General features: G+C 59.2%; 17 protein-coding genes and 1 pseudogene. 10 read left to right on the forward strand and 8 right to left on the reverse strand.

What is annotated here, in order from left to right; genetic code table 11:
* Window positions 1–27: 27 nt before the first annotated feature.
* The 4 genes from MESCI_RS29450 to MESCI_RS29460 all read right to left on the reverse strand — a co-directional run bounded on the left by MESCI_RS29450 (window position 28) and on the right by MESCI_RS29460 (window position 4,796).
* Entirely contained in the window at window positions 28–3,039 is a 3,012-nt protein-coding gene (locus tag MESCI_RS29450; RefSeq protein ID WP_013533561.1) for a DEAD/DEAH box helicase, read from the reverse strand.
* Window positions 3,040–3,041: 2 nt separating this feature from the next.
* Window positions 3,042–3,236, reverse strand: a complete 195-nt coding sequence (locus tag MESCI_RS29455; RefSeq protein WP_276325708.1) for a DUF2158 domain-containing protein — start codon at window positions 3,234–3,236, stop codon at window positions 3,042–3,044.
* A 328-nt stretch (window positions 3,237–3,564) separates the two neighbouring features.
* A complete protein-coding gene (locus tag MESCI_RS33430; RefSeq protein ID WP_476738568.1) occupies window positions 3,565–3,747 on the reverse strand; it encodes a sunset domain-containing protein in 183 nt (60 codons plus the stop codon).
* A gap of 671 nt (window positions 3,748–4,418) precedes the next feature.
* Entirely contained in the window at window positions 4,419–4,796 is a 378-nt protein-coding gene (locus tag MESCI_RS29460) for a calcium-binding protein (protein WP_013533563.1), read from the reverse strand.
* Window positions 4,797–5,019: 223 nt separating this feature from the next.
* On the opposite strand from MESCI_RS29460, the gene MESCI_RS29465 reads away from it, so the two are divergent.
* On the forward strand, window positions 5,020–5,343 hold the full coding sequence (locus tag MESCI_RS29465) for a phospholipase C/P1 nuclease family protein (RefSeq protein WP_013897122.1): 324 nt from the start codon (window positions 5,020–5,022) through the stop codon (window positions 5,341–5,343).
* Window positions 5,344–5,545: 202 nt separating this feature from the next.
* On the opposite strand, the gene MESCI_RS29470 is transcribed toward MESCI_RS29465, so the two are convergent.
* Together MESCI_RS29470 and MESCI_RS29475 are read right to left on the reverse strand one after the other, a co-directional pair.
* Window positions 5,546–6,196 (reverse strand): FAD-dependent oxidoreductase, encoded by a 651-nt coding sequence (locus tag MESCI_RS29470; RefSeq protein ID WP_157163676.1) that lies wholly within the window; start codon window positions 6,194–6,196, stop codon window positions 5,546–5,548.
* An 829-nt stretch (window positions 6,197–7,025) separates the two neighbouring features.
* The gene (locus MESCI_RS29475) at window positions 7,026–7,271 is read right to left on the reverse strand and encodes a DUF982 domain-containing protein (RefSeq protein ID WP_041163934.1); all 246 of its coding nucleotides are present in this window, start codon (window positions 7,269–7,271) and stop codon (window positions 7,026–7,028) included.
* Window positions 7,272–8,508: 1,237 nt separating this feature from the next.
* Between MESCI_RS29475 and MESCI_RS29480 the strand changes: the two genes are divergently transcribed.
* The 5 genes and pseudogenes from MESCI_RS29480 (at window position 8,509) to groL (ending at window position 13,397) form a co-directional block, all read left to right on the forward strand.
* Complete coding sequence (locus MESCI_RS29480; RefSeq protein WP_013533564.1) at window positions 8,509–9,231, forward strand: Crp/Fnr family transcriptional regulator; 723 nt, start codon at window positions 8,509–8,511, stop codon at window positions 9,229–9,231.
* Between the two features lie 329 nt (window positions 9,232–9,560).
* Window positions 9,561–9,929 carry a GNAT family N-acetyltransferase gene (locus MESCI_RS29485; protein ID WP_245262926.1) on the forward strand — a complete coding sequence of 123 codons (369 nt, stop codon included), beginning with the start codon at window positions 9,561–9,563 and terminating at the stop codon, window positions 9,927–9,929.
* Window positions 9,930–11,002: 1,073 nt separating this feature from the next.
* Window positions 11,003–11,179 (forward strand): annotated as a pseudogene (locus MESCI_RS32915) (alanine racemase); the annotation flags it as partial.
* Window positions 11,180–11,370: 191 nt separating this feature from the next.
* Complete coding sequence (gene groES / locus MESCI_RS29495) at window positions 11,371–11,667, forward strand: co-chaperone GroES (RefSeq protein WP_013533567.1); 297 nt, start codon at window positions 11,371–11,373, stop codon at window positions 11,665–11,667.
* Window positions 11,668–11,729: 62 nt separating this feature from the next.
* Window positions 11,730–13,397: a chaperonin GroEL gene (groL, locus tag MESCI_RS29500; protein ID WP_013533568.1), complete on the forward strand. Its 1,668-nt coding sequence runs from the start codon at window positions 11,730–11,732 to the stop codon at window positions 13,395–13,397.
* A gap of 594 nt (window positions 13,398–13,991) precedes the next feature.
* Here groL and MESCI_RS29505 read toward each other — a convergent pair.
* Window positions 13,992–19,193 carry a shikimate kinase gene (locus tag MESCI_RS29505; RefSeq protein WP_013533569.1) on the reverse strand — a complete coding sequence of 1,734 codons (5,202 nt, stop codon included), beginning with the start codon at window positions 19,191–19,193 and terminating at the stop codon, window positions 13,992–13,994.
* 278 nt (window positions 19,194–19,471) lie between these two features.
* On the reverse strand, window positions 19,472–19,792 hold the full coding sequence (gene trxA / locus MESCI_RS29510) for a thioredoxin (protein WP_013533570.1): 321 nt from the start codon (window positions 19,790–19,792) through the stop codon (window positions 19,472–19,474).
* A gap of 2,077 nt (window positions 19,793–21,869) precedes the next feature.
* On the opposite strand from trxA, the gene MESCI_RS29520 reads away from it, so the two are divergent.
* The 4 genes from MESCI_RS29520 to MESCI_RS29535 all read left to right on the forward strand — a co-directional run bounded on the left by MESCI_RS29520 (window position 21,870) and on the right by MESCI_RS29535 (window position 24,576).
* The gene (locus MESCI_RS29520) at window positions 21,870–22,286 is read left to right on the forward strand and encodes an integrase arm-type DNA-binding domain-containing protein (RefSeq protein ID WP_245268578.1); all 417 of its coding nucleotides are present in this window, start codon (window positions 21,870–21,872) and stop codon (window positions 22,284–22,286) included.
* 65 nt (window positions 22,287–22,351) lie between these two features.
* The gene (locus MESCI_RS29525; RefSeq protein ID WP_164919979.1) at window positions 22,352–22,642 is read left to right on the forward strand and encodes a hypothetical protein; all 291 of its coding nucleotides are present in this window, start codon (window positions 22,352–22,354) and stop codon (window positions 22,640–22,642) included.
* A 184-nt stretch (window positions 22,643–22,826) separates the two neighbouring features.
* On the forward strand, window positions 22,827–23,147 hold the full coding sequence (locus MESCI_RS29530) for a hypothetical protein (protein ID WP_164919980.1): 321 nt from the start codon (window positions 22,827–22,829) through the stop codon (window positions 23,145–23,147).
* 379 nt (window positions 23,148–23,526) lie between these two features.
* Window positions 23,527–24,576, forward strand: coding sequence for a PilN domain-containing protein (locus MESCI_RS29535; protein WP_013533573.1), 1,050 nt, complete (start codon window positions 23,527–23,529; stop codon window positions 24,574–24,576).
* The last annotated feature ends 2 nt before the right edge of the window (window positions 24,577–24,578 follow it).

A 24,578-nucleotide genomic window follows, 5' to 3' on the forward strand; every position in this document is an offset into this window, starting at 1 on the left:
TATCGACCGCAGCCATACGAAGGCTGTTCAGGACCCAGTGATAGCAAGTTCCTCGTGCAATGCGGCGTACAACATATTCCCTCTCGCGTTCAACAAGGATACGAGTTCGGCTTCGGTTGCATGTTCGACTTGCTCTCGACTTCCATATCCGTTTCTCCACAACTCGAGGATTTCGCCGCGCGCTAAGACGATAGGTAATTCAGTCAAGGAGAAGGCTGCGCCGGGTATTCCAAGGTCAAGGCGTTTAAGCAAAGTACTCACCTCATCCGGATCATCAGCTCGACCAAGAACGATCGCAGCTATTCGGAGCACCGAGTCCAACAGGAAGCGGGTACCGTCAGCAAAACCCCTTATGTCGCCATGACGAATGGGCGAAAACGGATTGGTGGTGTAGCCAGTCTCAATATCCGTGATTGTAACGCCTTCGATCCAGTCCGAAACGATGAGCGCACGTTTGCAGCGACCGTAATATTTCACATCGCTTTCCGCACGATGCCATAGGGCACGCGCCACATGTTGGCCAAAGCGTTGCGAAACTTGTTGCTGCCGTTGCGGCTCACCGCGTCTTGTTTGAGGCGTGTAGTCTTCATCGCGTTCGGGCAGTGCTTCCAATAAAACGAGAACCGTCTCTAGCCCTATCGAATCCGGCGGCAATTGGCGTAGCAGCTCAACAGCCTGCATACTGGATTCCAAGCTGAGGGGTGACTCGCCGCAGGCGCGCCCTAGAGGCGTTAGCCTCAGCCTTCCATCGCGCTCATCAATCAACCCATCGTGCTGCATCCTCGTCATCAAATTGAGGAGCCGGGTTGACATGCTGCCGCGCCAGGCGGGATCTCTCAGCGAGGCAACAAATCCTCCATAGGTGTTTGCCACCAGATCGACAACCGCATTGCTTGGAATATCCTTTACCTGCGCCAGAAGTCTAACGACCCACGTGCCCGGGCTTCTTTCGTCGAAGGAAGACTGGATGCGTTCGGGACTTCCCTGAACGTAGCGCCGGAAGAGATTCTCTCGCTCCATGCCGGTGTCGGCGAGAACTATGGCTTTGCCTTCTGTCTCGTAGCCTAGGCGACCTGCACGGCCCGCCATGTTCTTATACTGAGCGACAGTGTAAGGCTGCGGCTCCACTCCGCGAAATTCCGTTTCGGCCACGATGACGGTCGAAGCCGGCGTGTTTACGCCGGCAGCTACGGTGCTTGTCGCCACCAAGACCTGAATCCCACCGTTTGGATCGCGAAAGCCTCTCTCCACGATCATGCGTTCTTCGCGATTAAGATCACCGTTGTGAAAGGCAACGCCGCCGTTGAGCGCGCGGCGAAGGCGTTCGGACATATCCGAACGATCCATTCCCGGCAGCATGTCCGCGATTGCTTGTGCTGGCGGCAAACCCAACTCGGCCGCGAGATATTCCGCGCAACCGGCGGATGGTCCTCTCGCGTTACGAAAGACGATGACCTTTTCGCCCTGACCGGCGAGATGCCGAACCAGCGGTACGAGAACGTCTTGGGAAGATGGCTTATCCCGGCGCTGCCGTATCTCGCAGCGTGCGAACAACTGCGCGACCTCCACCTCACCATTAGGACGCTGCAACTTCCACACGCCGCTCCGATCAATGACACCTTCTGTCAAGGGAACCGGACGCTCGGTCGTAAGGAGAAGTTCGCAATCAAGCCAGCGCTCAAAGTTGTTTGTGTCGCCGATTACCGCACTCAGGGTCGCCAACTGAGGTGCAATCCCCCGCTCGCGTGCACTCAAAAGATTGGTGAGGATTAGCTCCACAACCATCCCACGACCCGGCTCTGTGATAAACTGTCCTTCGTCAATCACCACAAGACCGATTTGGTGAAGGATGTGTGGAGAGGAAACTGACAGAGCCAAAAACTTCTCGTAAGTGAAGAAGGCTATGTCGTACTTACCCCTTAGAACGTCGCCAACCTGATCTTGCCAATCGCCGCTGCATCGGGCGATGCGCAGATTCAAAAGGTCGCCATAGAGCGCAGAGAAATCTTCGAATTTTTCATTGACCAGCGCTTTGTAAGGGAGGAGGAAAACCGCCTTCTTTCCCTCGCCGATTGCTTTCAGTGCTGCCATCTCGCCGACAAACGTTTTGCCGGCACTTGTCGGCGCTACGACGAGAAGAGATTTTCCATCGAGCACGCCATGGCTATTCACAGCGGCGATCTGCAATGAATTCAGACCGGCGGGGAAACGATCGCTCCAAGCGTTCAGCGCATTCTGAGGAATTCCGTAGGCCGAAAGCTCCCCAATTGGACCTGTAACAGTGACCGTGCCTCTTTCTGGATAGAGCGCGCGGTAGCATTCACCGCGCATACCTTTCGGCAGGGTTAGCTCTCCTTCGACATGACCGAACATCACCGGAGTCTGTTCGTAACCGAATCGGGCAGCGTTGGCGCGGACCATTTGCACAACGCGGTCCACCATCGCAACCACGCTCACCGGTCCATCACTCTCCAGTATGCAATCCAAAATCGCCTTCGTAAAAAGACCGTGGCGTGTTTGGGGGTCTTCGAGGGCCTCCTCGTTTGGATTGCATGCAGCGAAAAGAATACGGCCCTGTCCACCAACTTCGGCGAGCGGCATCCCCGCTGCGCGCGGAATGTATCCGACATCCAGAACGCGTGCCGGCGCGCCACCGCTAAAGCAGCAATCTAGCAAAAGCAGGACAGCGCGCGCTCGCGAAGTCCGAAACTTCGCGGCAATCTCCGTCATGTCTATTGTCGTTCCCGGAACGTCGTCAGAGCGCGTATCCGTCAAAACTAATCGGTGGTCTTGCGTGCCGTGGCCGGCAAAAAACAGGATGACGACGTCATCTTCTGATGCACCGTCGAGCACATCGTCAAAGATGGCCGAAACCCTCGCATAAGTCGCGTCGTGGTCAGTGATAAGCGTTGGCTGAAACCGGTCAATAGAATCCGACAGCACCGCGCACAAAGTCGAAGCATCACCCACAGCGCCGCTCAGTTCCCGCGCAAGCGGATCAAGATGTTTGTTGATTCCAATAAACGCTGCGCGGATCATGGTTAGGCTCTGTGCACCGCAATCGATCCGGTGGCGGGGCGTTCGTATTTTTTCAGCGCCACCGGCGGAAAAGTTTCTCTTTGAACGACTTGCTTGTTTCCGATCTTTTCGAACCACACGCACCACACGCCGTCCTCGTCCGTCATGCTCGTCTTGCCTACTTGCTCAACAGTCATTTGAGGACCCTCGGATTTCAGTTAAACAACGTCACCCGCTGCAAATTCAGACATTTTCGTCTCCTTGTTCGTGATTTGTTCAATCATAACATTTTTTTGCGGTAGGCACTCCAGCGACTCGTTCTTTGAACAATTATCAACAGGTGATGCACCAAGTCTTTACGGATTGAGTGAATTCGGTCGCGATGGCGAACTTGCATAGACAGCGGTGCCGCCCATCAAACAAGCGGCAATCATATGCGTCAGCGAGTGCAGTCCACAAATAGGTCTGCAACATAGACGTTTCCGCCGTCCCGTCGAGACGCCACCAAATTAGTCAAACGAACGGAATATCCTCCCGCAAAACCGATCAGCGCTTCGATCGCCGCCAGCCCGCTGTCATGGCCTCCGCTTCTGAACAGAACCATCTTTCGCCTTTGGCTTCGGTGATTTTGGTGACGTTGTAGTACTTCTGTCCAGGCACGTGATAGATGCGCTCGCCGTTGGCTGATATGTTGCCTTTGATATTGCAGCCGGAGTTGCCGTTGCCAATCGCAAAAAGCGGTGCCGGCGGCGCTTGCGCATCGTCGCTATGCTGCGCCCGCTAGTCCCATGGCGGCAGAAGCGTTCCGACCCAAAGATCGGTCTTCGGCCTTCGCTTTGGCCTGTTGTTTTGCATAGGCGCCATCGCTGTATTTTGGACAGTCGAGCGCTTGGCCGTGCTCGAGCATCCAGGCGGCGACGCTCGACCGTCGGCGCGCCTGCAGTCACCAACAAACCGGCCGTAGCGACCAAGTCCCGAGCGTACAGTTGACCGGCCTCGAGGCTGCTAGGAAGCCGTCCAGCGCTTCGGCGGAACGGCGCCCGCATGGATATTCGAATCCCTTGGCGTCGTCGCAGTATTGCCGGCTCTCGGGCGCGTCGATGCCATTGAAGCGGACACGCTGCCCATGGATCTCGATCGTGTCGCCATCGATGATGGAGGCGACACCGGCAATCGGCGCTGGAGCCGGCTTGGTCAGATTCTGTAGGTGACCTCGGGCAATGAGCCGCTGTGTTGCATGAAGAACTGCGCCACCAAAGCCGAAGCCGCGGCTACCGTCACGTAGATCACTCGCAAAGGCATGCCAGCCCACCGGCGCGGGCGATATTGCTTGGCTCCGGCGCGGTTCAGCTTGTCGGACCGATTGTCGTAGCGAGATCGTTCCACCGTCCTGGCCGCTTTCACTCGCACCCGATGCCGTCGCGATCGCGATCTAGTCCGTTAGGATCACCGTTGGTGATTTTCACCCGATGGGGTGCGACCGGATTGTTTCCCTTGCCGCCTGCGCAGTCCAAATCAGCACCGCCAGATGGCACAGCTGCGGCAGTTGCGGCCACGTCTCGATACCTGTTGACGATTGCTGCGGCGCGTACGCCGTCGCCCTCGATATGGGTGTTGTTGCTGTTGGGATTGAATGGATCGACCGTCTGCAAAAGCATGTTGGCGTGGTACGCATCGCCAGCGGCGAGCGTCACCGAATCGAAATTGTTCAAATAGTCGGCTGCGCAGCCCGAGATAAGCACCACGGACAACACGCACGAAAATTCGTGCACACGCATGAATGAATTCCCCAACCCAAGACGGATCATGCGCTATTTGTCTTTTGTTGTCGAATCCAGAAGAGGTTTCGGTCTTCCGTGCAGGCACCTTGTCTCATTGCCGTGTCGTCTCAGCGATGTTGGCTCTGGGGAGGAATACATGCGTGGCGCGCTCGTCTTTGGTTCCGTTCTTTCATGATCCTATCATCGGCTCCCGCCTTGGGCCTGGTGGGACGGCGGCCCCATGCAGATCGCCGCCGTGGCCTACTCAAAGCTGAGCGCACAGGCGAAGGCCAAGGCCGATGCCCCGATCAAACTGAACCCCGACTATCAGAGCTGGGTTGCCGGCGTGCCGGACGACAAGAAGGCGCAGTATGCTTTCGTTCATGCGGCGGTTTGGGCTGATGACATCAAAGACCCTGCCCACGGCTACACCAAGGACGACGACACGCCAACGGGGCAGAACATCGGCTATGCCGACAAGAACATGCATCGCTACTGGCACTTCAAGGACATCAGCTTTTCGACCGACGGGACGCAATTCTCCGACACGCGGTCTCGCAGATGAAACTCTTCGTCGCCGCGCTGCCGGCGTCAGCCGCTACCGACGACGTGCGCTCTCTTCTTTTGGTTTCAGCGCTTTAAGGGCGGCGTCCGTCAGCATCCCAATGGTCTCCTGAAAAAGACCGTACGGTACAATTTCAAGGCTCGGCAGCAGGAAATCCCTTTTTTTCAGTGCCTTAACGGGCAAAAAAGTACCGTCACGAGCCTCATTGGTTGTGACGGTACCCAGAAAAATTCGGGTGGGCAATATGTGGGAGGTCCGTCAAACGGTCCGTCAGAGCTGATCTCTGCGTACCGATTGTCGCTGATTGTCCATGATAGGATTTATTTTTTGTTATCAGAACGTCGCAGATCGGCGTGTTTTCGGCGGCGTTTGAGTGGGCCTGAATCATCCCCATGGAATCGAACCAGCCCTCATCGCGAGCGCCCCACGAGCCGCCGCCAGGATCACGCACGTTCAGCCACGGAAACTGTTGCTTTAAAGCGCCGGGCTCGAGGAACACGGTGTGGGCACCGAAGCTGCGCTGCAAGTCGACCCGTTCGCGCGCCGCTTGCACGCCTTCTGGCGAGCAGCAGTAAAGATATCCGTGTTCCTTGAAGCCGAGATCGGGCGCCGGCACAGGCGTAGAATGGCACCATTCGCTCCTGGAACCTCCGGATAATCTCGATGCCGAACTGGCTGACTTCACGTTGATCGGATTGGAATATTGCTGGCGGATCGCACTGGTGGAAAGCGCCGTCGAAGAGGATTCATAGCTGCTGTCCCGTTCGACGAGGAGGATCGAGGCGTCCTTGCCCAGTGCCTGGCTCAGCCAATACGCCGTCGACGAGCCGACTACCGCGTCACCAACGATCACGATATCATAGGCATTGCGCGAAAGGAGCTGTGTAAGGAGGGATTGCCATCACTGCTCTCCGTTTTCGAGGTTGAAGACGGCAATCAGACCGTCCGGGCTCGCGCCAGCAGGCCGACATCAGGATCCATCCGAAGAAGGCGCTCGAAGGCGCGTGACGCTCTGTCGGTGGCCATGCGTGTCCAGCGTTCGACTTCCTAGCAGCAGTCTGGCCGTCTACTTATCTGGGGTGGCGGTGGATCACCCTGCCCTGGATCAGTTCGCGACCCGCCTTGCCCGTCTACCGTTCGACGCTTAAGCAGGGACGGTACTTTCTTCCACAGATAGCCAGTGACATGACAGTGGCTCAGGAAGAGAAATTCAAGGCCGCTCAGCTCCCGTCATTCGCTTCGAGTATGGAGAGCAGGTCGTGCGTCACGCCAATGGCACGATTTACGGGGTTGCCGCCCAAGAACCGTATCCGTCCTGTGGCGGAAGCTTTGGAACAAGGGAAGTTGGGATCAACACCGAGCGAATGTCTTCAAAGCAACTCCGTTGGTGGTTCGAAGCAGGCGGTGTCGGGCGCGAGGGTGTCCGCCATGCGTCGAGGTGATCTTCAAATGAACCCTCTGCACCGGTCGAGGCGCCCTTCGGGAGTTCCAGGCGGCATTTCTGTTCAATAGCTGAGCTAAGTCTGCGGGCGTTGGAAGCTGTTAAACCTAGATCACCGGAGGCATGCTCCGCGCCATCCTGCTTGATCGCGCCATGATCACGCAGAGGGACTTCCCATTCTATGCTTCGATCGGGAGGAGGATTGAACCTGAATGGATATCCGGCCGACCTTCGCGCTAGTCTAATCGCCGCGTAGAATCTTCGCCTCGAGCGCGGCCGCAACGAATGCCCGCCTTGCAGTTGGCGGATGAGCCTCACCACGCAACACGTGCAGACAGGCATCCATCGCTGCATTCCGCTTCTTGGTCTGAGAACGAAGATCCCGCATCAAAATAGTTGCCGCGTCATTCACCTCAAGCACGATGCGTTCAGAGCTGTTACGGTTGACCTGAACGACGACTGGTCTCTCAAACCTGCTTAAGCCCATCGCCACGCTCCCCTCCACCCGGCGACGACAGGCCGCACTGTTTTCCTCAACCGAAATCCGCCTGAATCACCGCAGCTAATTTTCGGTCCCAGGCGACCCGCTGCCTGGCCGTAAAGTCTCGAGAATGGTCGGTTCACGCTGAATAAAGTAGAGTGGGATAAGCAAGCCGAATGCAGCGACACTAGAAACAGGTATATGGTCATATAGCCCCCCGGCCATTTTCATAAACCATACAGCCATGCAAGTTCGCTAAAAGCAAGCGACCCCGGCGCGCGCACCTGCGTATACACGGCAATGTCATGTCGCCTCGTTCACAGCCGGGCGCGGCATGCTAGCCAGTGCCTACAGCACTCGTGATCTCGGACCGTGCCCATGCGTCGCGGACGCCCGATAACCACGGAAGTGCGGTGCGGCGACATTGAGGCCGAGCCTGCACAACATTCTCGCGGCAGCGCGAATGTAGATTGGCCGGGTGAATTCGCCAAAGTACCTCATGCTCCGTCATCAGCGGAAACTGAGCTCGAACAAAGGCAAGTCCGAACGGCCGCCCATCCTGCAGGATGTGGTGACGGCCAGTCGCCACAACATGATCATCGATGAGTTGGGATTCGGCGCTATCCGCGCGACATTGGACCAGACGGCCCCGGGCTGACATCACTCGATCCGCAAACGTGTCCCCGCACAGAATAAATCCGCCAGCCGCCACTAGGGCATTTCTATCGGACACGCTGAGTGTTGCTGACGTCCCGCCGACGCAACTTTCCGAGCAATCGTAGATCCGAGCGATCGGCGACGACAACATAAATCCTCCGCCCCCCAACGCGGCCGACCGGACGCGCTGCGGCATTGGGGAGTGGTTACATCTAGCGGCATCCCCGAGCGCGAGGTGTCGTTCTCAGTGAACAGTTACGATTTGAAAGCGCGCCGGCTCTAAATGCCGGAGTTCGTGCGATTATCACGAAGCTCAAGGGAATCGGCGCGCTAGGACGACAGGTAACGGGAAAGAGCTGGGACTTCAGAATGTCGGTTTCGTACAAAGCTGAGTTTGGTACGTTTCCCACTCTGACATACTTCTCGCGTCTTTTGTAATCACGCGGCGGGGGCTCGCCGTGCATCGATTCGCATTCCGCTGTCATTGTCGTACCAAGGCGCGTAGTGTCACAAGATCGTCTGCACGTTTTTACGGGCGCGGACGGCAAGGAGATTGGAATGCTCTTGCCCCAAGTGGGATTGAGCCATGACCAATCCAGTGAATGCTTCCTACAAAAACGAATTGCTGCGACGGCTTAACGCGGACGACCTCGCGCGTTTGGAGCCGCATTTTGAGCGATGTGCCCTTGATCTGAGAATGCCGTTGGAGACTGCCGGTTCAAGGATAGAGGCGATTTACTTCCTCGAGGAAGGCATCGGCTCTGTTGTCGCGATGACTTCGGACGGCAAGGATGCCGAAGTTGGCCTCATTGGCTTAGAGGGAATGACTAGTTCCGCGCTGGTGATGGGTGCCGACTATGCCGCGCACGATTGTTACGTGCAATTCGCAGGCAATGCAGTGCGAATCGGAGTTGAGCCATTCAAGACGATTCTGGTGGACAGCCCGACGTTGCGTCTCTTCCTCTTGCGCTATGTCCACTATCTTCACATTCAGGCGAGCTATACGGCCCTTATGAACGCACGGGCGAGTCTTGAAGAGCGCCTGGCGCGGTGGCTGCTGATGTGTGACGACCGAATTCACGACAAACGCATTACGATCACACACGAGTTCTTGTCTGTTATGCTCGGCGTAAGGCGGCCGGGGGTCACCGTTGGGCTCCAAGTGCTCGAGGGCCGTGGCCTCATCCGTTCGCGACGAGGTGAAATCGTCATTCGAGACCGCCATGGCCTCGTTGCCCAAGCAGCTGGCACATATGGGCAACCGGAAGGCGAATATGTTCGGCTGATTGGGGAAATCGCCCGACGGTGACCATGGGGTCTGTCGGGGTCCGCAAGCTCGGTCCTCGCTAGCAGCTAAGCAGAATCTTGCTTCGAGTGCGGTCAGATGGTGTAAGGGATTCCTGGCTTGGACGAGCGTGCGACGGTTTTGCTTTCCCAAGAATGGCTTGCCATAAAGGAGAGCAGCCCTCCATCATGCACGGATTCCCAGTTCCGTTTTTTGCAAGCGCAGGTTGCGATTGGCAGCACGAATCGGGACGCCGACCACTAGGAGAAGGAGAAACCATGCCTTCGTATCTACTCGACGGGCCAACTCATTGGACGCAGAGACGGTCGCCCGTTTCATTCACGCGCTACTCGATGAACTCTCTGGCGGGAAAGCGCCCACGCCCGACTTCGTCGGCGACAGTGCTTGCCAACGCTGGCGCGGTCGCTGTAATCGCAAGTGAAGGTGGCGAGCCGGCCGGCATAATCGTACTGAATGAGTGCACAGCGATCTATGCAGGAGGCAAGTTCGGCCAGATCTCGGAGCTGTATGTTCGACCCGAGATGCGCTCCAAAGGGATTGCCCCTTGTCTGCTCGAGGTCGCCTTGCAGGAAGGCCGCGCTCGTGGTTGGAAGCGACTTGAGGTTGGAGCACCCGCGCAACCAAAATGTAAACGCACGCTCGATTTCTACTTACGGGACGGGTTCGAGGAAGTCGGCCCTCGGCTCCGCCGGACTATTTAGAAAATCTGTCCCAACCTACGCCAAACTACACAGGTGTAATGCAGGGTCACTTCGCCAGAAACGGTCGCGTGGGCGAGTTCGAAGCCGGCATGTGGCAGATCAAGTTCGGCTGCGCATCTTCACCCTTGGACGAGGCGCGCTGCCTCGCGTACCGATATCACTCGCGAGCCACTCCCAGAACTGTTCCTGGCGCCCCTGATTGGTTGGAGTTGAGAAAGGTCAGCCACCGTCTGGTCTGGCCGACGGAGCCGATCCTACCGGGGCGGCTCTAGTGTGAATCGACCGCGCCATGTCCATTCTGAGGGCGTCGGGTGCCGCGGCAGATTGAGCGCACCTGATGAGCTTGGCAGCGACAAACCGCTTGCCGACTACCAGCACTGCGAGTGGGTTTGTTCCCGAATGGACTTCCTCGCGAAGCGCACCTGTGCGCAGGTGCGGTGATGCGGCGACAGCCGTGGTGGGCTGGCCGACCAATTGTAAGTTAAGCGGCAGCAACCCCTGCGTCCTGGTTTTGAGCAAACCACAAGCGAGATACCCCTTCAATCCGAATGCCTCCTCGCCCAAGCAGTTCGCAAGTCTCGCTGCCTGATCAGCCCCCGCGCAGCATGCAGGCGTTGCAACGGATTCTTCAAAGAAATTCACAGGCTCTTAGCCCTCCAAAGCCGCTGGGGATGGTAGGCGAACATAAATTGTCAAAACTTGTCGCACTGCTGAGAATGCCAAATGACGAAGTCAGCAGGAGTGTTCAACTGTTTCAATCGGCGGATGGGCAGATCACAATGGGCACGAACAATCCGCCGCTTTCGCCCGAGGACGTCGAACGCTTCGGGCCTAATCCCCTTACCCGCTTCCGCACCAATCTGGCGTCGGTTGAAGAGCGCATCACGCTTGCTTGCGCACGGGCCGGGCGCGACCGAGCCTCCGTGCGTTTGCTGCCAGTCACCAAGACGGTGCCGGCCCAGATCCTGCGATATGCCTTCGAGGTCGGCATCAGCACCTTCGGCGAAAACAAAATCCAGGAGGCAATGTCAAAGTGCGAGGCGCTTCACGATCTCGCCATCGACTGGAGCATCGTATGTACCGAGGCGGTTGTCGCGGCTGTCGAGATCGGCGGCCGCCAGTTGGCCGTCGCCTGCTTCTGCACCGGCTCGGCTGATGTTGCGGCGCCTATTCAGGCGCGCTTGTTTCCCTTGAGGAATCTCCGGCCGGCTGCTGCCAGCTTCGCTCACGTGCCGTGGTCCCTTGCCTGAGAGCTTGATGAACTTTTGCTCGTTCGCCTGCCCTATTTCGTCTTGACTATCTCCGGCTTACCCCTTAATCCTCCCGTTGTTAGCACTCACTCGTGATGAGTGCTAACAACGAGTCCGGCAAAGCCGGGCTTTGCAGTTTGTCCGGCGTGGGCCGGACGGTGTTTCTCACCGCTCTCACCGAGGAAGAAAAAATGGCAAAGTCGAAGTTCCGCCCGCTTCATGACCGCGTGGTCGTTCGCCGGGTCGAATCCGAATCCAAAACCGCGGGCGGGATCATCATCCCGGACACGGCAAAGGAAAAGCCGCAGGAAGGCGAGATCATTGCCGTCGGTTCCGGCGCCCGCGACGAAGCCGGCAAGCTGGTCCCGCTGGACGTCAAGGCTGGCGACCGCATCCTGTTCGGCAAGTGGTCGGGCACCGAAGTCAAGCTCAATGGCGAAGACCTTCTGATCATGAAGGAATCCGACGTGATGGGCATCATCGGCTGACACGCCGTCGCCTTTCATCACATCCAATCTGAATTTAGGCCGAATTGCCCAGGAGCAAAAAAATGGCTGTGAAGCTCGTCAAATTCTCCCGTGATGCCCGCGAACGCATGCTGCGCGGCGTCAACATCCTCGCCGACGCGGTGAAGGTCACGCTCGGCCCCAAGGGCCGCAACGTCGTCATCGACAAGTCGTTCGGCGCCCCGCGCATCACTAAGGACGGCGTCACCGTCGCCAAGGAAATCGAGCTTGAAGACAAGTTCGAGAACATGGGCGCGCAGATGGTCCGCGAAGTTGCTTCGAAGACCAACGACATCGCCGGCGACGGCACGACGACCGCGACCGTTCTGGCGCAGTCGATCGTCCAGGAAGGCCACAAGGCCGTTGCCGCCGGCATGAACCCGATGGACCTGAAGCGCGGCATCGATCTGGCCGTGACCGAAGTCGTCGCGACGCTGATCAAGAACGCCAAGAAGATCAAGACCTCCGAGGAAGTTGCCCAGGTCGGCACGATCGCCGGTAATGGCGACGAGTCGGTCGGCAAGATGATCGCGGAAGCGATGCAGAAGGTCGGCAACGAAGGCGTCATCACCGTCGAGGAAGCCAAGACCGCCGAGACCGAACTCGAAGTCGTCGAAGGCATGCAGTTCGACCGCGGCTACCTCTCGCCCTACTTCGTCACCAACGCCGACAAGATGGTTGCCGAGCTCGAGGACGTCTACATCCTCCTGCACGAGAAGAAGCTCTCCAACCTCCAGGCCATGCTGCCGGTTCTCGAAGCCGTCGTGCAGACCTCGAAGCCGCTGCTCATCATCTCGGAAGACGTCGAAGGCGAGGCTCTGGCCACGCTGGTCGTCAACAAGCTGCGTGGCGGCCTGAAGATCGCCGCCGTCAAGGCGCCGGGCTTCGGTGATCGCCGCAAGGCCATGCTTGAAGACATCGCCATCCTCACCGGTGGCCAGGTCATCTCGGAAGACCTCGGCATCAAGCTCGAGAACGTCGGCCTTAACATGCTCGGCCGCGCCAAGAAGGTGTCGATCTCCAAGGAGAACACCACCATCGTCGACGGCGCCGGCAAGAAGGCCGAGATCCAGGGCCGCGTTGCCCAGATCAAGCAGCAGATCGAGGAGACCACCTCGGACTACGACAAGGAGAAGCTGCAGGAACGTCTGGCGAAGCTCGCCGGCGGCGTTGCGGTGATCCGCGTCGGCGGTGCGACGGAAGTCGAAGTCAAGGAAAAGAAGGACCGCGTCGATGACGCCCTCAACGCGACCCGCGCGGCCGTCGAAGAAGGCATCGTTGCTGGTGGTGGCGTCGCACTGCTGCGCGCTTCGCTGAGCATCAACGTTGTCGGCGTCAACTCCGACCAGGCCGCTGGCATCAACATCGTTCGTCGTGCGCTGCAGGCTCCGGCCCGCCAGATCGCGGCCAACGCCGGTGCGGAAGCATCGATCGTTGCCGGCAAGATCCTTGAGAACAAGGGCGCGACGTTCGGCTACAACGCCCAGACCGGCGAATATGGCGACATGATCGCCATGGGTATCGTCGATCCGGTCAAGGTCGTGCGCACGGCTCTTCAGGACGCGGCCTCGGTCGCCGGCCTGCTGGTCACCACCGAAGCCATGATCGCGGAGGCTCCGAAGAAGGAGTCGGCTGGCGGCGGCGGCATGCCTGGCGGCATGGGCGGCGGCGGCATGGGCGGCATGGGCGGCATGGGCGGCATGGATTTCTAATCCACGCTACCTGCGCAATACGGAAAGGGCGGCAGCGATGCCGCCCTTTTTTTGCACAACTTCGCGGAACCACAGCTACATCGTCGTACTGGCCGCTTTATACCGCCTATTACCTCATGTCCATTTCCAGCACCCATCTCGTCCTTTGACGCTCTTCTTGATGCAGTCAGCAACAGCTGGTACCGGTCACAACTCTTTCGCGTGCTCCTTTACTGCAAATTCAAGTGATTGGGGCAGAGGGACCCCCGCTGAGAATAGGAAGCCCTGAGCGGTTCTGCAGCCAAGCTTGTGCAGAATTTGTCGGCTGCCTCTGTCTCCACGCCCTCGGCCATGACCTCGATCCCAAGCACAAGCAGCCGGTCGTCTCGAGACCTTGCCAGACCGCGAACGAAGCCTGCTCGCCGCATCACTGCTGTGAAGGGCGGGCCATTGGACGGTCAGCGAATCCTCCTGTGTCATCTAGGACCGGATCGACTCGGCCAGAGGCTTCTGACGACTTTATGCATGCGATTCCCACTTTTGTTAGCATTCGGCGCGAACCCGCCCCCTGCACCAAACCTGCGAAAGGACCTGATTCTCGCCTAAAGCTTGTTGTCATCGACTTGAGCGTTCTCTGCTTCTCATGGAAGATGCTAAATCCGCTCGTGCGTTATTGCCGGCCAGCAAAGGCTGCGGCTCGGCGGTGAGGGTGTCGGGAGGCGGCAGTTCACCTTGAGTCATTGGTGCCGCCGGCGCCTGGATGGTTTCCACGACGCCGCCCCCGCAATCATAGCGGTTGGGACGATCATCGTGCATGCGCTGCGCTGTTGGGGGCATGCTGATGGCGGTGCCGGAAGCACCGGAGACATGTGACATCTCGGTAGCGGGCGTCAGGGCGGCTTCTCTCTCCCTGCTGCACAGAAAATCGTGGAGCGCCTCCACGCAAATGCCGGCGTTCTTCTTGTCTTTTCTAAAGGTCGGGACCACCTTGATATCGGCCTGTTGGTAGTCTGGCCCGCGCTTTTCTAACATGTTTTCGAGCTGCTGCTTTATGTCGGGGCCTTGCAGCAGCGGCCGGCCGGTGTCGCCCGTGGAGCGCTGCTGCAGGTGGAGGCGCCTGCCTATCTCATCCAGATCGGTGTTGAGCCAGATTGACACCGCCTTCTCGCGGATCAGGTCTCGATTGGGCTGCTTGACAAAGCCGCCGCCGCCGGTTGCGATGACCATGGGGCCTTTCTTCAGCTGCTCGGCGAGCTCTCTAGTCTCCAGCTCCCTGAAGTAAGGCTCGCCACTGCGCTCGAATATATCCTTAATATCGCCGTGCCCTTTGATGATAAGCTTATCGATGTCGACAAACTCCACCCCCAGCTCCCTGGCAAGGCGGGGGCCGATGCTCGACTTGCCGCTCGCCGGCATGCCGACGAGCACGACCGGCCTCGTACCGAGGGCCGCGAGGATCTTGCCGGCATGCGGCGAGAGAATGACCGCACTCTGTTGTCTTGCGACGATGGGCGACCTGGAGGTCCCTGCCGCCCTCGACCTGCTTTCTCCTGACGAGCCCCAGTGTAATATGTCCCAGGCACCACGGGGAATGGGGACCAGCTCGCATTCGCTCTGCGCGCGCTGCGCGAGCTCGGCCCGGTAACTGGCCGGCGTATGGAACTCGACCTCGAAGCGATAGTTCTGTGCGGTTGTGAACGCCGTGTGAACGCCGCGTAACCCCTGCGTGTCCATCCTGATGAACCAGTTGGTGGTCTCGACCTCGTTGCAGTCACGCTCCTCGAAGGCCAGTGCCGCCTTCCTGAAGGCGCGCGTAAAAGCCTCGTCCGGGATCTCAAAGACATGGCGCACTGCACTGGTGACCAGTTGGGCCTCCGGCGCCGCGCTCACGCCCTGGCCGGTCAACTCGTTGGCTGTCCAGATCTGCCCACGCGACCGTTGATCAAGATGCGGCACCTTCACCTCGATGCCGTCCTGCCGCAAAAGCTCGGCAACCGCATGCACAGTTTCGGTAATCGCGCTTTCTTGCGCTTCGGCGAGGGCGGCTTCGAGCCTGGCGCGCTCCAGGGCCTGTTCGCTGTTCAGCGCTATCCTGCTGGCGGGGTCGTCGTAGGCCGGAATTGCTAAGGCGCTGGGCAGTATTCGGTTTTCGACGGCGAGTCTGATCGAGGCCTCCATGACCGAGGCCGCCAGCGTGGGGTTGTCCTTCAGATCCGCCAGGCTGCCATCGACGTCGAACCGGCCCTGGTGGAGCTTTGCCGCCTGCGACTTGACATAGGGCGCCGACTTGAAGCCCGGCCTCTGCTCTATGAGCCGCTGCAATTCGGTGGTTTTTTGCATGAACACTCGCGCACCGGTTTCGGACTTGTAGGCGTCCGTGCCGACCTTGATGCCGACGCTCAACAGATTGATCGCGCTTTCATGCAGATCGACCGGGTTGTAGCCGTCGGGCCGCGGATCAATGCGCGCCTGATAGCGGTTGAGCAGGAAGTCGATGCGTTTCCTGGCATCAGCGGTTGCCGGATAGGATTCGCTGAGTTTCGGGAAGAGCGCGGCGGCCTCGGCGCTGACGGCAGGCTTCGCGCCGGTTGAGGCCACGGATCGCGCAAACTTCTGCTTGACGTCCGAATGCTCATGAGCCGGCTCGCTATTGAGCTGCAGGTTCCAGTCCTGGAGCTCGGCCACTAGCAACGCGGCCAGTTCGCAGGCCACCGGATGCCGGGCGGCCTTGCTGTCTTCCCCCGCCCTGGCGATCAGCTCATGGAGGGTCTGGCCATTCGGCCGATCTTCCTGCAACAATGCACGGATGTCGGCCTTGAGCTCTTGATGAATGCCCTCGTAGGTGCCGAAGATGGCACGCTCAGCAAACCAGCGTTGCGCCTCCAGCGGCTGCGCCAGCACGTTGCGCTGCAGGCAGCTGTAGGTCTCCAGCACCAGCCCGGTGGCCGACAGGATCTGCTTGGACCGGCTGAACTGGTAGCCGCCTTTCTCAATGGCCGGCGTGTGCGACTTCGGCGGCTTCATCGAGGCGATGCCGCGCGCCTGCAGCTGCGCGTCGAACTGGCGCACATGCTCGTAAAGGCGAGGCTGGTCGCCGATGATGATGACGGCGTCGCCATCAAAATCGCCGTCGAGCATTTTTTGTTGGGCGGTCGGAACCGCAACCAAAGAGCCGGGCGCGAACACCTCCGTCGCCTGCAGGATGCCGACGCACTCGAGCGCGGTGTCGGTCTTGACCCGGTCCTTTTCCTCCAGCCAGCGCGAATGGCACTTTACGTCCTCGGCAGACATCACAATCCCGCGGTCGGCGAAGTCCGCCGGCCACATTTCGTCGGGCACAACGATCAAGACGCCTTTGGCAAAGAAGGTCGGATCGTCGGCGGCAAGCCTAGCCCCCGACCTGTGCGCGACGTTGAAGCTGTATTGGAAGGCCACGCACCGATCCAGGAACGCCGCGGTGCGGTCGCCATCGCGCGCCGACCTGACCCGCTCGGCGGCGAACGGGCGCAGGTTGGGCTTGTCATAGGGGGAGCGTCCGACAAGTACGCCAGCGTCACGGGTCAAGGTCTTGCTCTTGCCCGTCGGCACATACAGGCATTCGTCACTGGACGGCACGGCGATAGCGCTCGAACCCTCGATATGCCCGCCCGTGACCGTCCGAAACAGCTCCTCGGTGGTGAGGCTTTGATGGGTTTCGAGCCATGCCAGAGCCTTCTCGCGGGTCTCCTGTGCCACCTCGACGCTGCGCGGATAATGTTGCAGCGCCGTGGGCGGTACCGCCGATTGCCTTTTATCGGCAAAGGCAGGCATCCGCTCGGGAGCGTCGTGGCGAGCCCGGGCAACGGACGGCATGCGCTCGGCCAGCGACGCCCTGATGAAGCCGCAGCCGTCATGCGGCCGCAAGGCGATCTCGCCGTCTCGCCCCTCGAACCGGAAGGGATGCACCGCGCCTGCGGGGCGGTCGGGCAGAAGGGACAGCTTGAAGCACCCTTCCAGCGCATAATCATGCGGGCCAACGTCGGGGACGCCCGGCGGCGCGGCAAATCCGCGGCGCTGGGTATAGTAATAGGCTTCCTTGAACGGCGCCCAGGCCCGCGACAGCTGCTCAAAGGCCGTACCCGGAGCCGTCTCGGCATAGGGGATCGCCAAAAGCTTGCCGCTTGGGGCCTCTGCGGCCGTGAAGGGCAGGTCAGAGGCAAGCTGGTTAAGGCTCCTTTGCGGCGGCTTCAGTTTGCTGCCGCCGAACAGGTCCATGCGGTAGGGCACGCCCTCCACGGCCACCGTGCGTGTCAACATGGCGCCAGTCGGAGTTCCCTTTAGCTGCACCGCCACCACCTTCACCGCGCCCGAGGTCAAGCGATGGAAAATGGAATAGCGCAACTCGGCTTCGCTGGGCAGCGGCTGGCCTTGCATGTCGACCACCGGCAGCCGCATTAGTCCGGCATCGCCTTGCGGCGGTCTCGGGTCTTGATCCATGGCCTGAAGCACCCGATGAACATCGAAGCTGGCGGCTGCATGCTGGGCCTGGATCATCGATGCGTTCTGCGCCATGAAGGTGTCGAGCGCTTCGAGCGGTTCCTTCGCCTCGATATGGGCGATCACGTTCCAGCTCTTGTAGGAAAGGTCGGCGTCGATGAGGGTGCGGGCGCTCTTCAGTATCTGCCTAGTCTTGCCATGCAGCTCTTCCTGCCTGGCCCGCAATGCGAGCTCGTCGCCGTCGACATAGGGCCGCCGGTAGAGCGTCTCCAGCACCGCCCGGGTCTTGAGCACCTGATGGATCGAAAGCGCCGGGCTGCGGCTTGCATTGGCGCCGCTGGTACGCTCGGCCTGGCCTGCTTTGAGATAGGCATCGATCTTGTGTTCCACCACGGGCTGGATGGCGTTGAGCAGGTTCAGCGCCGACTTGCGGTGCCAGCGCAACGCCGGCTTCGGGCTGCGAGCTAGTGGCAGCAGGGAGCTGCAAAGATTGCCCATCGTCTCGAGGTTGTTGTCGAGCTTAAACCCGGGAGCGGCACGTAACACCTCGAGCCTGTCCAGCCCCGGCTGTGCCAGCATACCGAGATCATCCATCAACTGCGCCTTGCCCAACGCCTTGAATATACTCGCGACGGCATGGACATCGGCCTGCTGGAGCCGATCCTCGGCATATTGCAGGTAGTGCGCCAGCTGATGCAGCCGGTCCTTCAGCAAGGCCGGTTCGGCGACCTCGCCGGCGGTCTCTCCCGCCTCGATACCCCGCGACAGGCCATTGGCGATCCTGACTAGTGCAGGCGTGCCGAAAGCACTGAAGCGACGGCCCTTGGAACCGAGCTCGCTGGCGATGGCAACGATCGCCTTGCGTGCTTTTTCTTCTTCCGGCCACTTGCCGAAACCGTTCACCAGATTGGCCAATTCTTGGCCCGAGAATCCGTCGAAATTGCCGTCGCGGGCAACCACCGCGCCGGCGATGGCAAGCGTCGCTTCGCGCGTCTCCTGCTGGTCCGGCCATCTGCTGAAGCCGTTCACCAGATTGGCCAACTCTGAATCCGAGAATCCGTCGAGATTGCCATCGCGGGCAACCACCGCGCCGGCGATGGCAAGCGTCGCTTCGCGCGTCTCCTGCTGGTCCGGCCATCTGCTGAAGCCGTTCACCAAATTGGCCAACTCTGAATCCGAAAATCCGTCGAGATTGCCGTCGCGGGCAACCACCACGCCGGCGCTGGCAAGCGTCTCTTCGCGCGTCTTCTGCTGGTCCGACATTGCGTCGGAGACGCGGTGCGGGCCTTCTTCGCTATCAGGACGCCCTGCTTGTCCGACTAACTCTCCGGTGCTGCCCATATTCCCTCTCCGATCCAGCAAAACGCATCGCCTAAGCCTGTCAACAACAGGGCGTCATTGGTTGAGTGCGGTCACGCGAACCTGCAACGGCATGCTTGAAAGCTGCGGCATTCACGCGGCGGCAACTGCCTCGACAACGCCCCAGTGAAAAGCTTCCTCACCACTCGTTCTTCCGACATAAAGCGGAAGCACAAAGGGCTGAGCGCTGTACAAAATGCCAGTAAATCACTATGACCCCACGGGGTGGATCTACGGTTCCTTCATTTGAGCGATCTCGATCAGGCAGCGTTCGAAATCCAGTTCAAAAGAGCTGTCTTCGGTTTGGCGCCGACCGAGAAATCGGCCACTTCGCCGCCCTTGAAGATCGCAAGCGTCGGAATGGAGCGCACGCCCAATTGGGCGGCGAGTTCCGGGTTTTCATCGATGTTAAGCTTGGCGACCTTGATCTTGCCTTCCATCTCGACGGAGATTTCCTCGAGGCTCGGAGCAATCATCTTGCAGGGATCGCACCATTCGGCCCAGAAATCGACGACGACGGGTGCTGCGGATTCCAGAACTTCCGACTGGAAGTTATCGATATCGACTTTCACGGTAGCCATGGCTGCTCCTTTGACCGAAGAAGATGTTAAATCAAATGTGACGGTTTCCGGCTTAGCCGAACGCTGTTTCCACTTTGACTGAGCCCGAGTGAGATGATGTAAGTTTTGCGAGCGGCAAATGGACCTTCGTTCAACATCGAATGCGCCGATTGGAGCGTGTCCTGCAATGAAGATCCAAAGTTCTGAAGCGTCAACGTCGAAACGGGTTACATTCGTAATGTGGATAGATCGGACATGCTGGACCGGCTCGCAAGCATGGGATCTCCGAAGCGACGATCTACAATTGGAAGCCAAATTCGGCGGCATGGAAAGCGACGCACATCCCAAAGGCCGCGCAAATTGCGCATCACGCCGCGTTGCTCAGCGAGCGGCAAGGCCTGGCAGATAGTCTGCCCCTGTCGCCGGACGGCATCGCGCACGATAACCATGACTGACAGCGCAACCCGACGGTGCGACCAGATGATCTGCGAGGGGAAACGCCACGCCGGCTTGGCTTGCCAATACTTCAATGCCAACCCACGGCATAGAGTGGTCCGCTAAGCTTGGCGCCATTGTCATTGGCGAAGCCGTCGGCGAGCACCACGATTTGGTCGAGGACCGGCCGCGATAGCCCGCTCTATCGGAGTGGAACGCAGGGCAGCGGCGTTGCGACAAAAAAAGCTCGCGGCCTGCGGCCCGCGCCCGTCATCCCGTTCTGCCAAGCGAAATGTCGTCGAGATCCTCTTCGATCACCCCAGCCGCGTATAGCTGATCGAGCAGGTCGGCGACGGCAAGGACCTCGCTGCATCCGTGACCCCCATAATCAGCTCCGAGGCTGTACAGTTCCCGCTCGCGATTAGATGACCAATGGGAATCGGAACCACCCCGTCGAGCACTCGATGCTCAAGGTTCCGTGAGCGGAGATGGAAGCAGTGGTCCCCCGCCTCGTGTTGCAGGTCTCCGCGGAAGCGAATTGGCCGGTTGGGAGGCGGGTTTTCGAGCATATTCTCGTCGACGATGCTATCGAGACCCTCCCGGAACTCGTCGGGCGTGCTGAAGACACGTTGAGACATTATTCGGTACCCGAGAGGCCAGCGTTCGTTACCCGGTACCGGCGTCACCAGTTGTAAACGTCCCTGCCGCATATTTACCAGAAGGCCAGAAACACAGGCGATAGTGGGACAGCCCTCCGGCACGGCGATTGCGGCATCTTTGCCGGACGCCCTTCTCCGCGCGTGGGCGCCCGGTGAAAGCCTTTGCGATCGGCCCTCCCCCTGCAGGATGAATTCGACCCCATCAGGTCCTCGGGCGAAAACGCCGCGTGTATCTGATTAAGGTGGTCCGTGCTTAGCACCGAGAAACGATTGGTCACGCGACCGTGGCGTTCAAACAGTTCGAGCACGCGGTTGGCAGTTCGCCCGTGATTGATGGTAGTCGAACAGAAAACGGTCATACTCCGAGTTGTCGATCGGGTCTGTGGCCCAGCAACAGAATCCAGCGCGGCACGCGACATGGGCCGAATTGCTGCCGATCACCATCACCATCGCAACGCGAGTTGGCGATCAGGTTGATCGTCAGGGAAAGTACGGCTCGAGTGAGGCGTTAGGCACTTCGACATCCCAGGTAAGAGCCGTCCATTGCCGAATTTGGTCTACGTGTCCGCGTCCAGGTGACCAACAGCCTCACTTTAATGGCTGCGATGAGGGGCGAAGCAGTCGTTCAGAATGTTGTCCGCAGGGGACACTCTGTCCAAGTTGCAACATCGCATGGCAAATACATGTGACCTGATTGTCGATGGATAGGTGATAAGTCGCTGCGATGCTCGACTGCATCTAAGGTCCGGTGGCGTCGGACCGAAAGGCAATGTTCGGGAACCGAACCAATCCACAGAAATATTTTGTTGGTATTTATGTTGGTCAGCGCTGCTGCTGCTTCATAGCTAGGCGATTGAGAAACCAAGTGCTATTTTCTCTGCTTGGATTCCGCCTCTGGGCACCATTTTCCCGTTGGTCCGTTCCGGACACATAGGTTACGGTTTATACCGGAGACATGGGTAACACTTTTGGCCCGAAGGGGTTTTGGAGTGGTTGGAGCCTGCATGTCTCTCTCCGACTTCGCCTGCAAGAACGCTAAGCCCAAAGACAAGCCGTATCGTCTTGCTGATGGCGACGGGCTTAATCTCGTCCGGAACAACGGCTCCAAACTCTGGCAACTGCGGTACCGATACCTGAGAAGGAATATCCTCTCCTTTGGAAAATACCCGCTGGTGTCACTTCTCGACGCGAGAGGAAAGCGCGACGACGCCAAGAGGCTGTTGATCGCCGGCATCAACCCCTCCACCAAACGCAAAGAGGAGAAGACTGCCGCCATCACGGAAGCACGCACCACCTTCGCCTTGGTCGCCGAGGAGTATGTCACGCGGATGCGCGCGACAGCGTCGGCCGCATCACCGGCACCACGGGGCTCACCGCTGCCGACAGTTGGACCTATGGCTACGACAATGCCGACCGACTGACGGCAAGCACCAATCTGGGCAACACCGCGCTCAGCGAAGCCTTCGTCTATGCCGCCAACGACAACATGACCTCGCGGACGCGTGTCGCGGGCACCTACACATATCCGGCAGCGACAGCCGCGCGTCCGCATGCGCCAACAAGTGTCGGCCCCAATGCCATGGCCTATGATGCCAATGGCAACCTAACCTCAGACGGCAGCCGCACGCTCGCCTGGGACGAGGCCAACCGGCTGAAGACGGTCACGCTCGCCTCCAACACTGTCAACCTCGCTTATGGACCCGACGGAGCGCGCGCGAAAAAATCCTCGAGCTTCGCCACCACCCTACGCGACTTACCACAAGGTCGTGTCGCGTGATGGCAAAACGTCTAAATTTAGTAAGAAAGTGTTCGATCAACCAAAGACAAACTCGCAGAAATGTCAGACGCTGAAAAAGCTAAATCCGGCTCCGATGGAGCGCAGACAAAAAAGCTGGAGGCTCCAACCAGTGAGTAATAGACCTGATAACCAGCGGCGCATGGACGCGGTGAAGAGACTTGTAATGCTCGAGAATGGCTCCCCATCCGTATTCATTGAAAGGCTCAGCGAATTTGAGTGGGAATATAACGGAGATCCTTATGTACTTAGCCGGAGTGATGTATCGAATATTTTAATTCGATATTTGGATGGAAAGCTTAGAGCTGAAGAGCTTGAGGAGTGGGCGGACGCAATCGAATTGAGGGAAGATATTCGCTATGAAGACGAAAGCGAGTCTTGGATTTCGGATGTCATTTTTACGCTTGCTAGTTCCGCGCTGAATGGACCCATCACTCAGGACTTGGTAGAAGGGTTTTTAAAGTCGTTAGATAAAGGCTTGAATTAACTGATGCGGATAATTGATTACAGTGTGATTACGGTGACAGCGCACTTTTTTCGCGTTCGTCCGGCCTTCATTGCGTGTCGACTGCCAGCATGGCTCGCCTTGCCCGCATTGTCGTTCCGGTCTGCCGCACCACGTGACCCAGCGCGGTAGGTGTTTTTCACGCCGCAAGACTATGCGCTCTACAAAAACCTGCTGGTCGAGCATTGCCACACCGCCGATGTCGGCATCTGTGCATGGTGCCTGATACCAAACCAACCAGCAAAAGCTGTGACTAATCAGCCTCCAGCGGCTTTGCAAATATCCGCATCACACCACCATCTGTAGTAGTCTCACCTTGAAAACCTCGGCGAGAATCAGCTGTGGTGGCGGGTGGTTGGTTGTGGCGACACTCAACGCGCAGGTTCTGGATTTTTTCGACTGGTGGCTCGATGAGTTGCGAGGGGTCTGGACGCGGGTTGTTCCCACCAAGCAGCAAGCTTCCACCGCCGACTGGATCGTCACCCTGGCGGATGACGGCATCCGCGTGCGCGAGGCCAATGCACCGGAGTTTCAGTCGATTCCGTTGGCGCTCACGGCGTCCTCGGACGAGATTCTGGCGCTTCTTCAAGGCGGGTCTCGGCGCAAGCGGCCGACCTTCGATATCCTGGTTCAGCCCGGCCTGTTCCTGCCCCGGCAACTCGCCCCCAGGCGGCTCCCGCTTCGGCAGGCCCGCGACATGGCCGAGCTTGATCTTCTGGCCTCGACGCCGATCGATCCGGCGCAGGTGCATGTCGTCTTCGGCAAGCCCATTGACCAGGACAGCTCCTACCACGTCGTCAAGGTGAAGACGCTAGCCGCCGTGCTGGACGCCGTCCGCCGGGCCGGTGGCTCGGTGCGATGCCTGTCGCTGTCGCAGCCCGAAAACACGTTGCGCGCCGATCCGCTCAGCCTCGCCGCCATCTGGCCGCCGAGCGCGCGCGACCGGCGCGGCAGAACCGTCTGGGTAACGGCCTGTTCTATGCTGGCCGGGGCAGTGCTCGTCACCTTCGCCCATGCGCACTGGCGCAGCTGGCAGGCGGGTGCCGAACTGGACGCGCAGATCGCCGATGCGCAGGTGCTGGCCAAGGCAGCGCGCACCTCGCTGCAGAAGCGTCGGGCCGGCATCGATCAGATCGAGAAAATCCGTCAGGAAAAGAAGACCACGGCCTCGCTGGTGCGCGTCTGGGCCGAGCTGACGCACCTGCTGCCCGACACGACATGGCTGACTGATCTTTCGGCCAAGGGCGACGACCTGACCATCACTGGCTTTTCCGCCTCGGCAGCCGAACTGATCCAGCCGCTCGACGCCTCACCACTGTTTTCCGCTCCCGAATTCGCAGCCCCGGTGGTCAAGGTTCCCGGTCAAGAGGGTGAACACTTCACCATTTCAGCCAAGATCGGAGCGCTCTGACG

It is taken from the genome of Mesorhizobium ciceri biovar biserrulae WSM1271, assembly GCF_000185905.1.
GTDB lineage: Bacteria > Pseudomonadota > Alphaproteobacteria > Rhizobiales > Rhizobiaceae > Mesorhizobium > Mesorhizobium ciceri.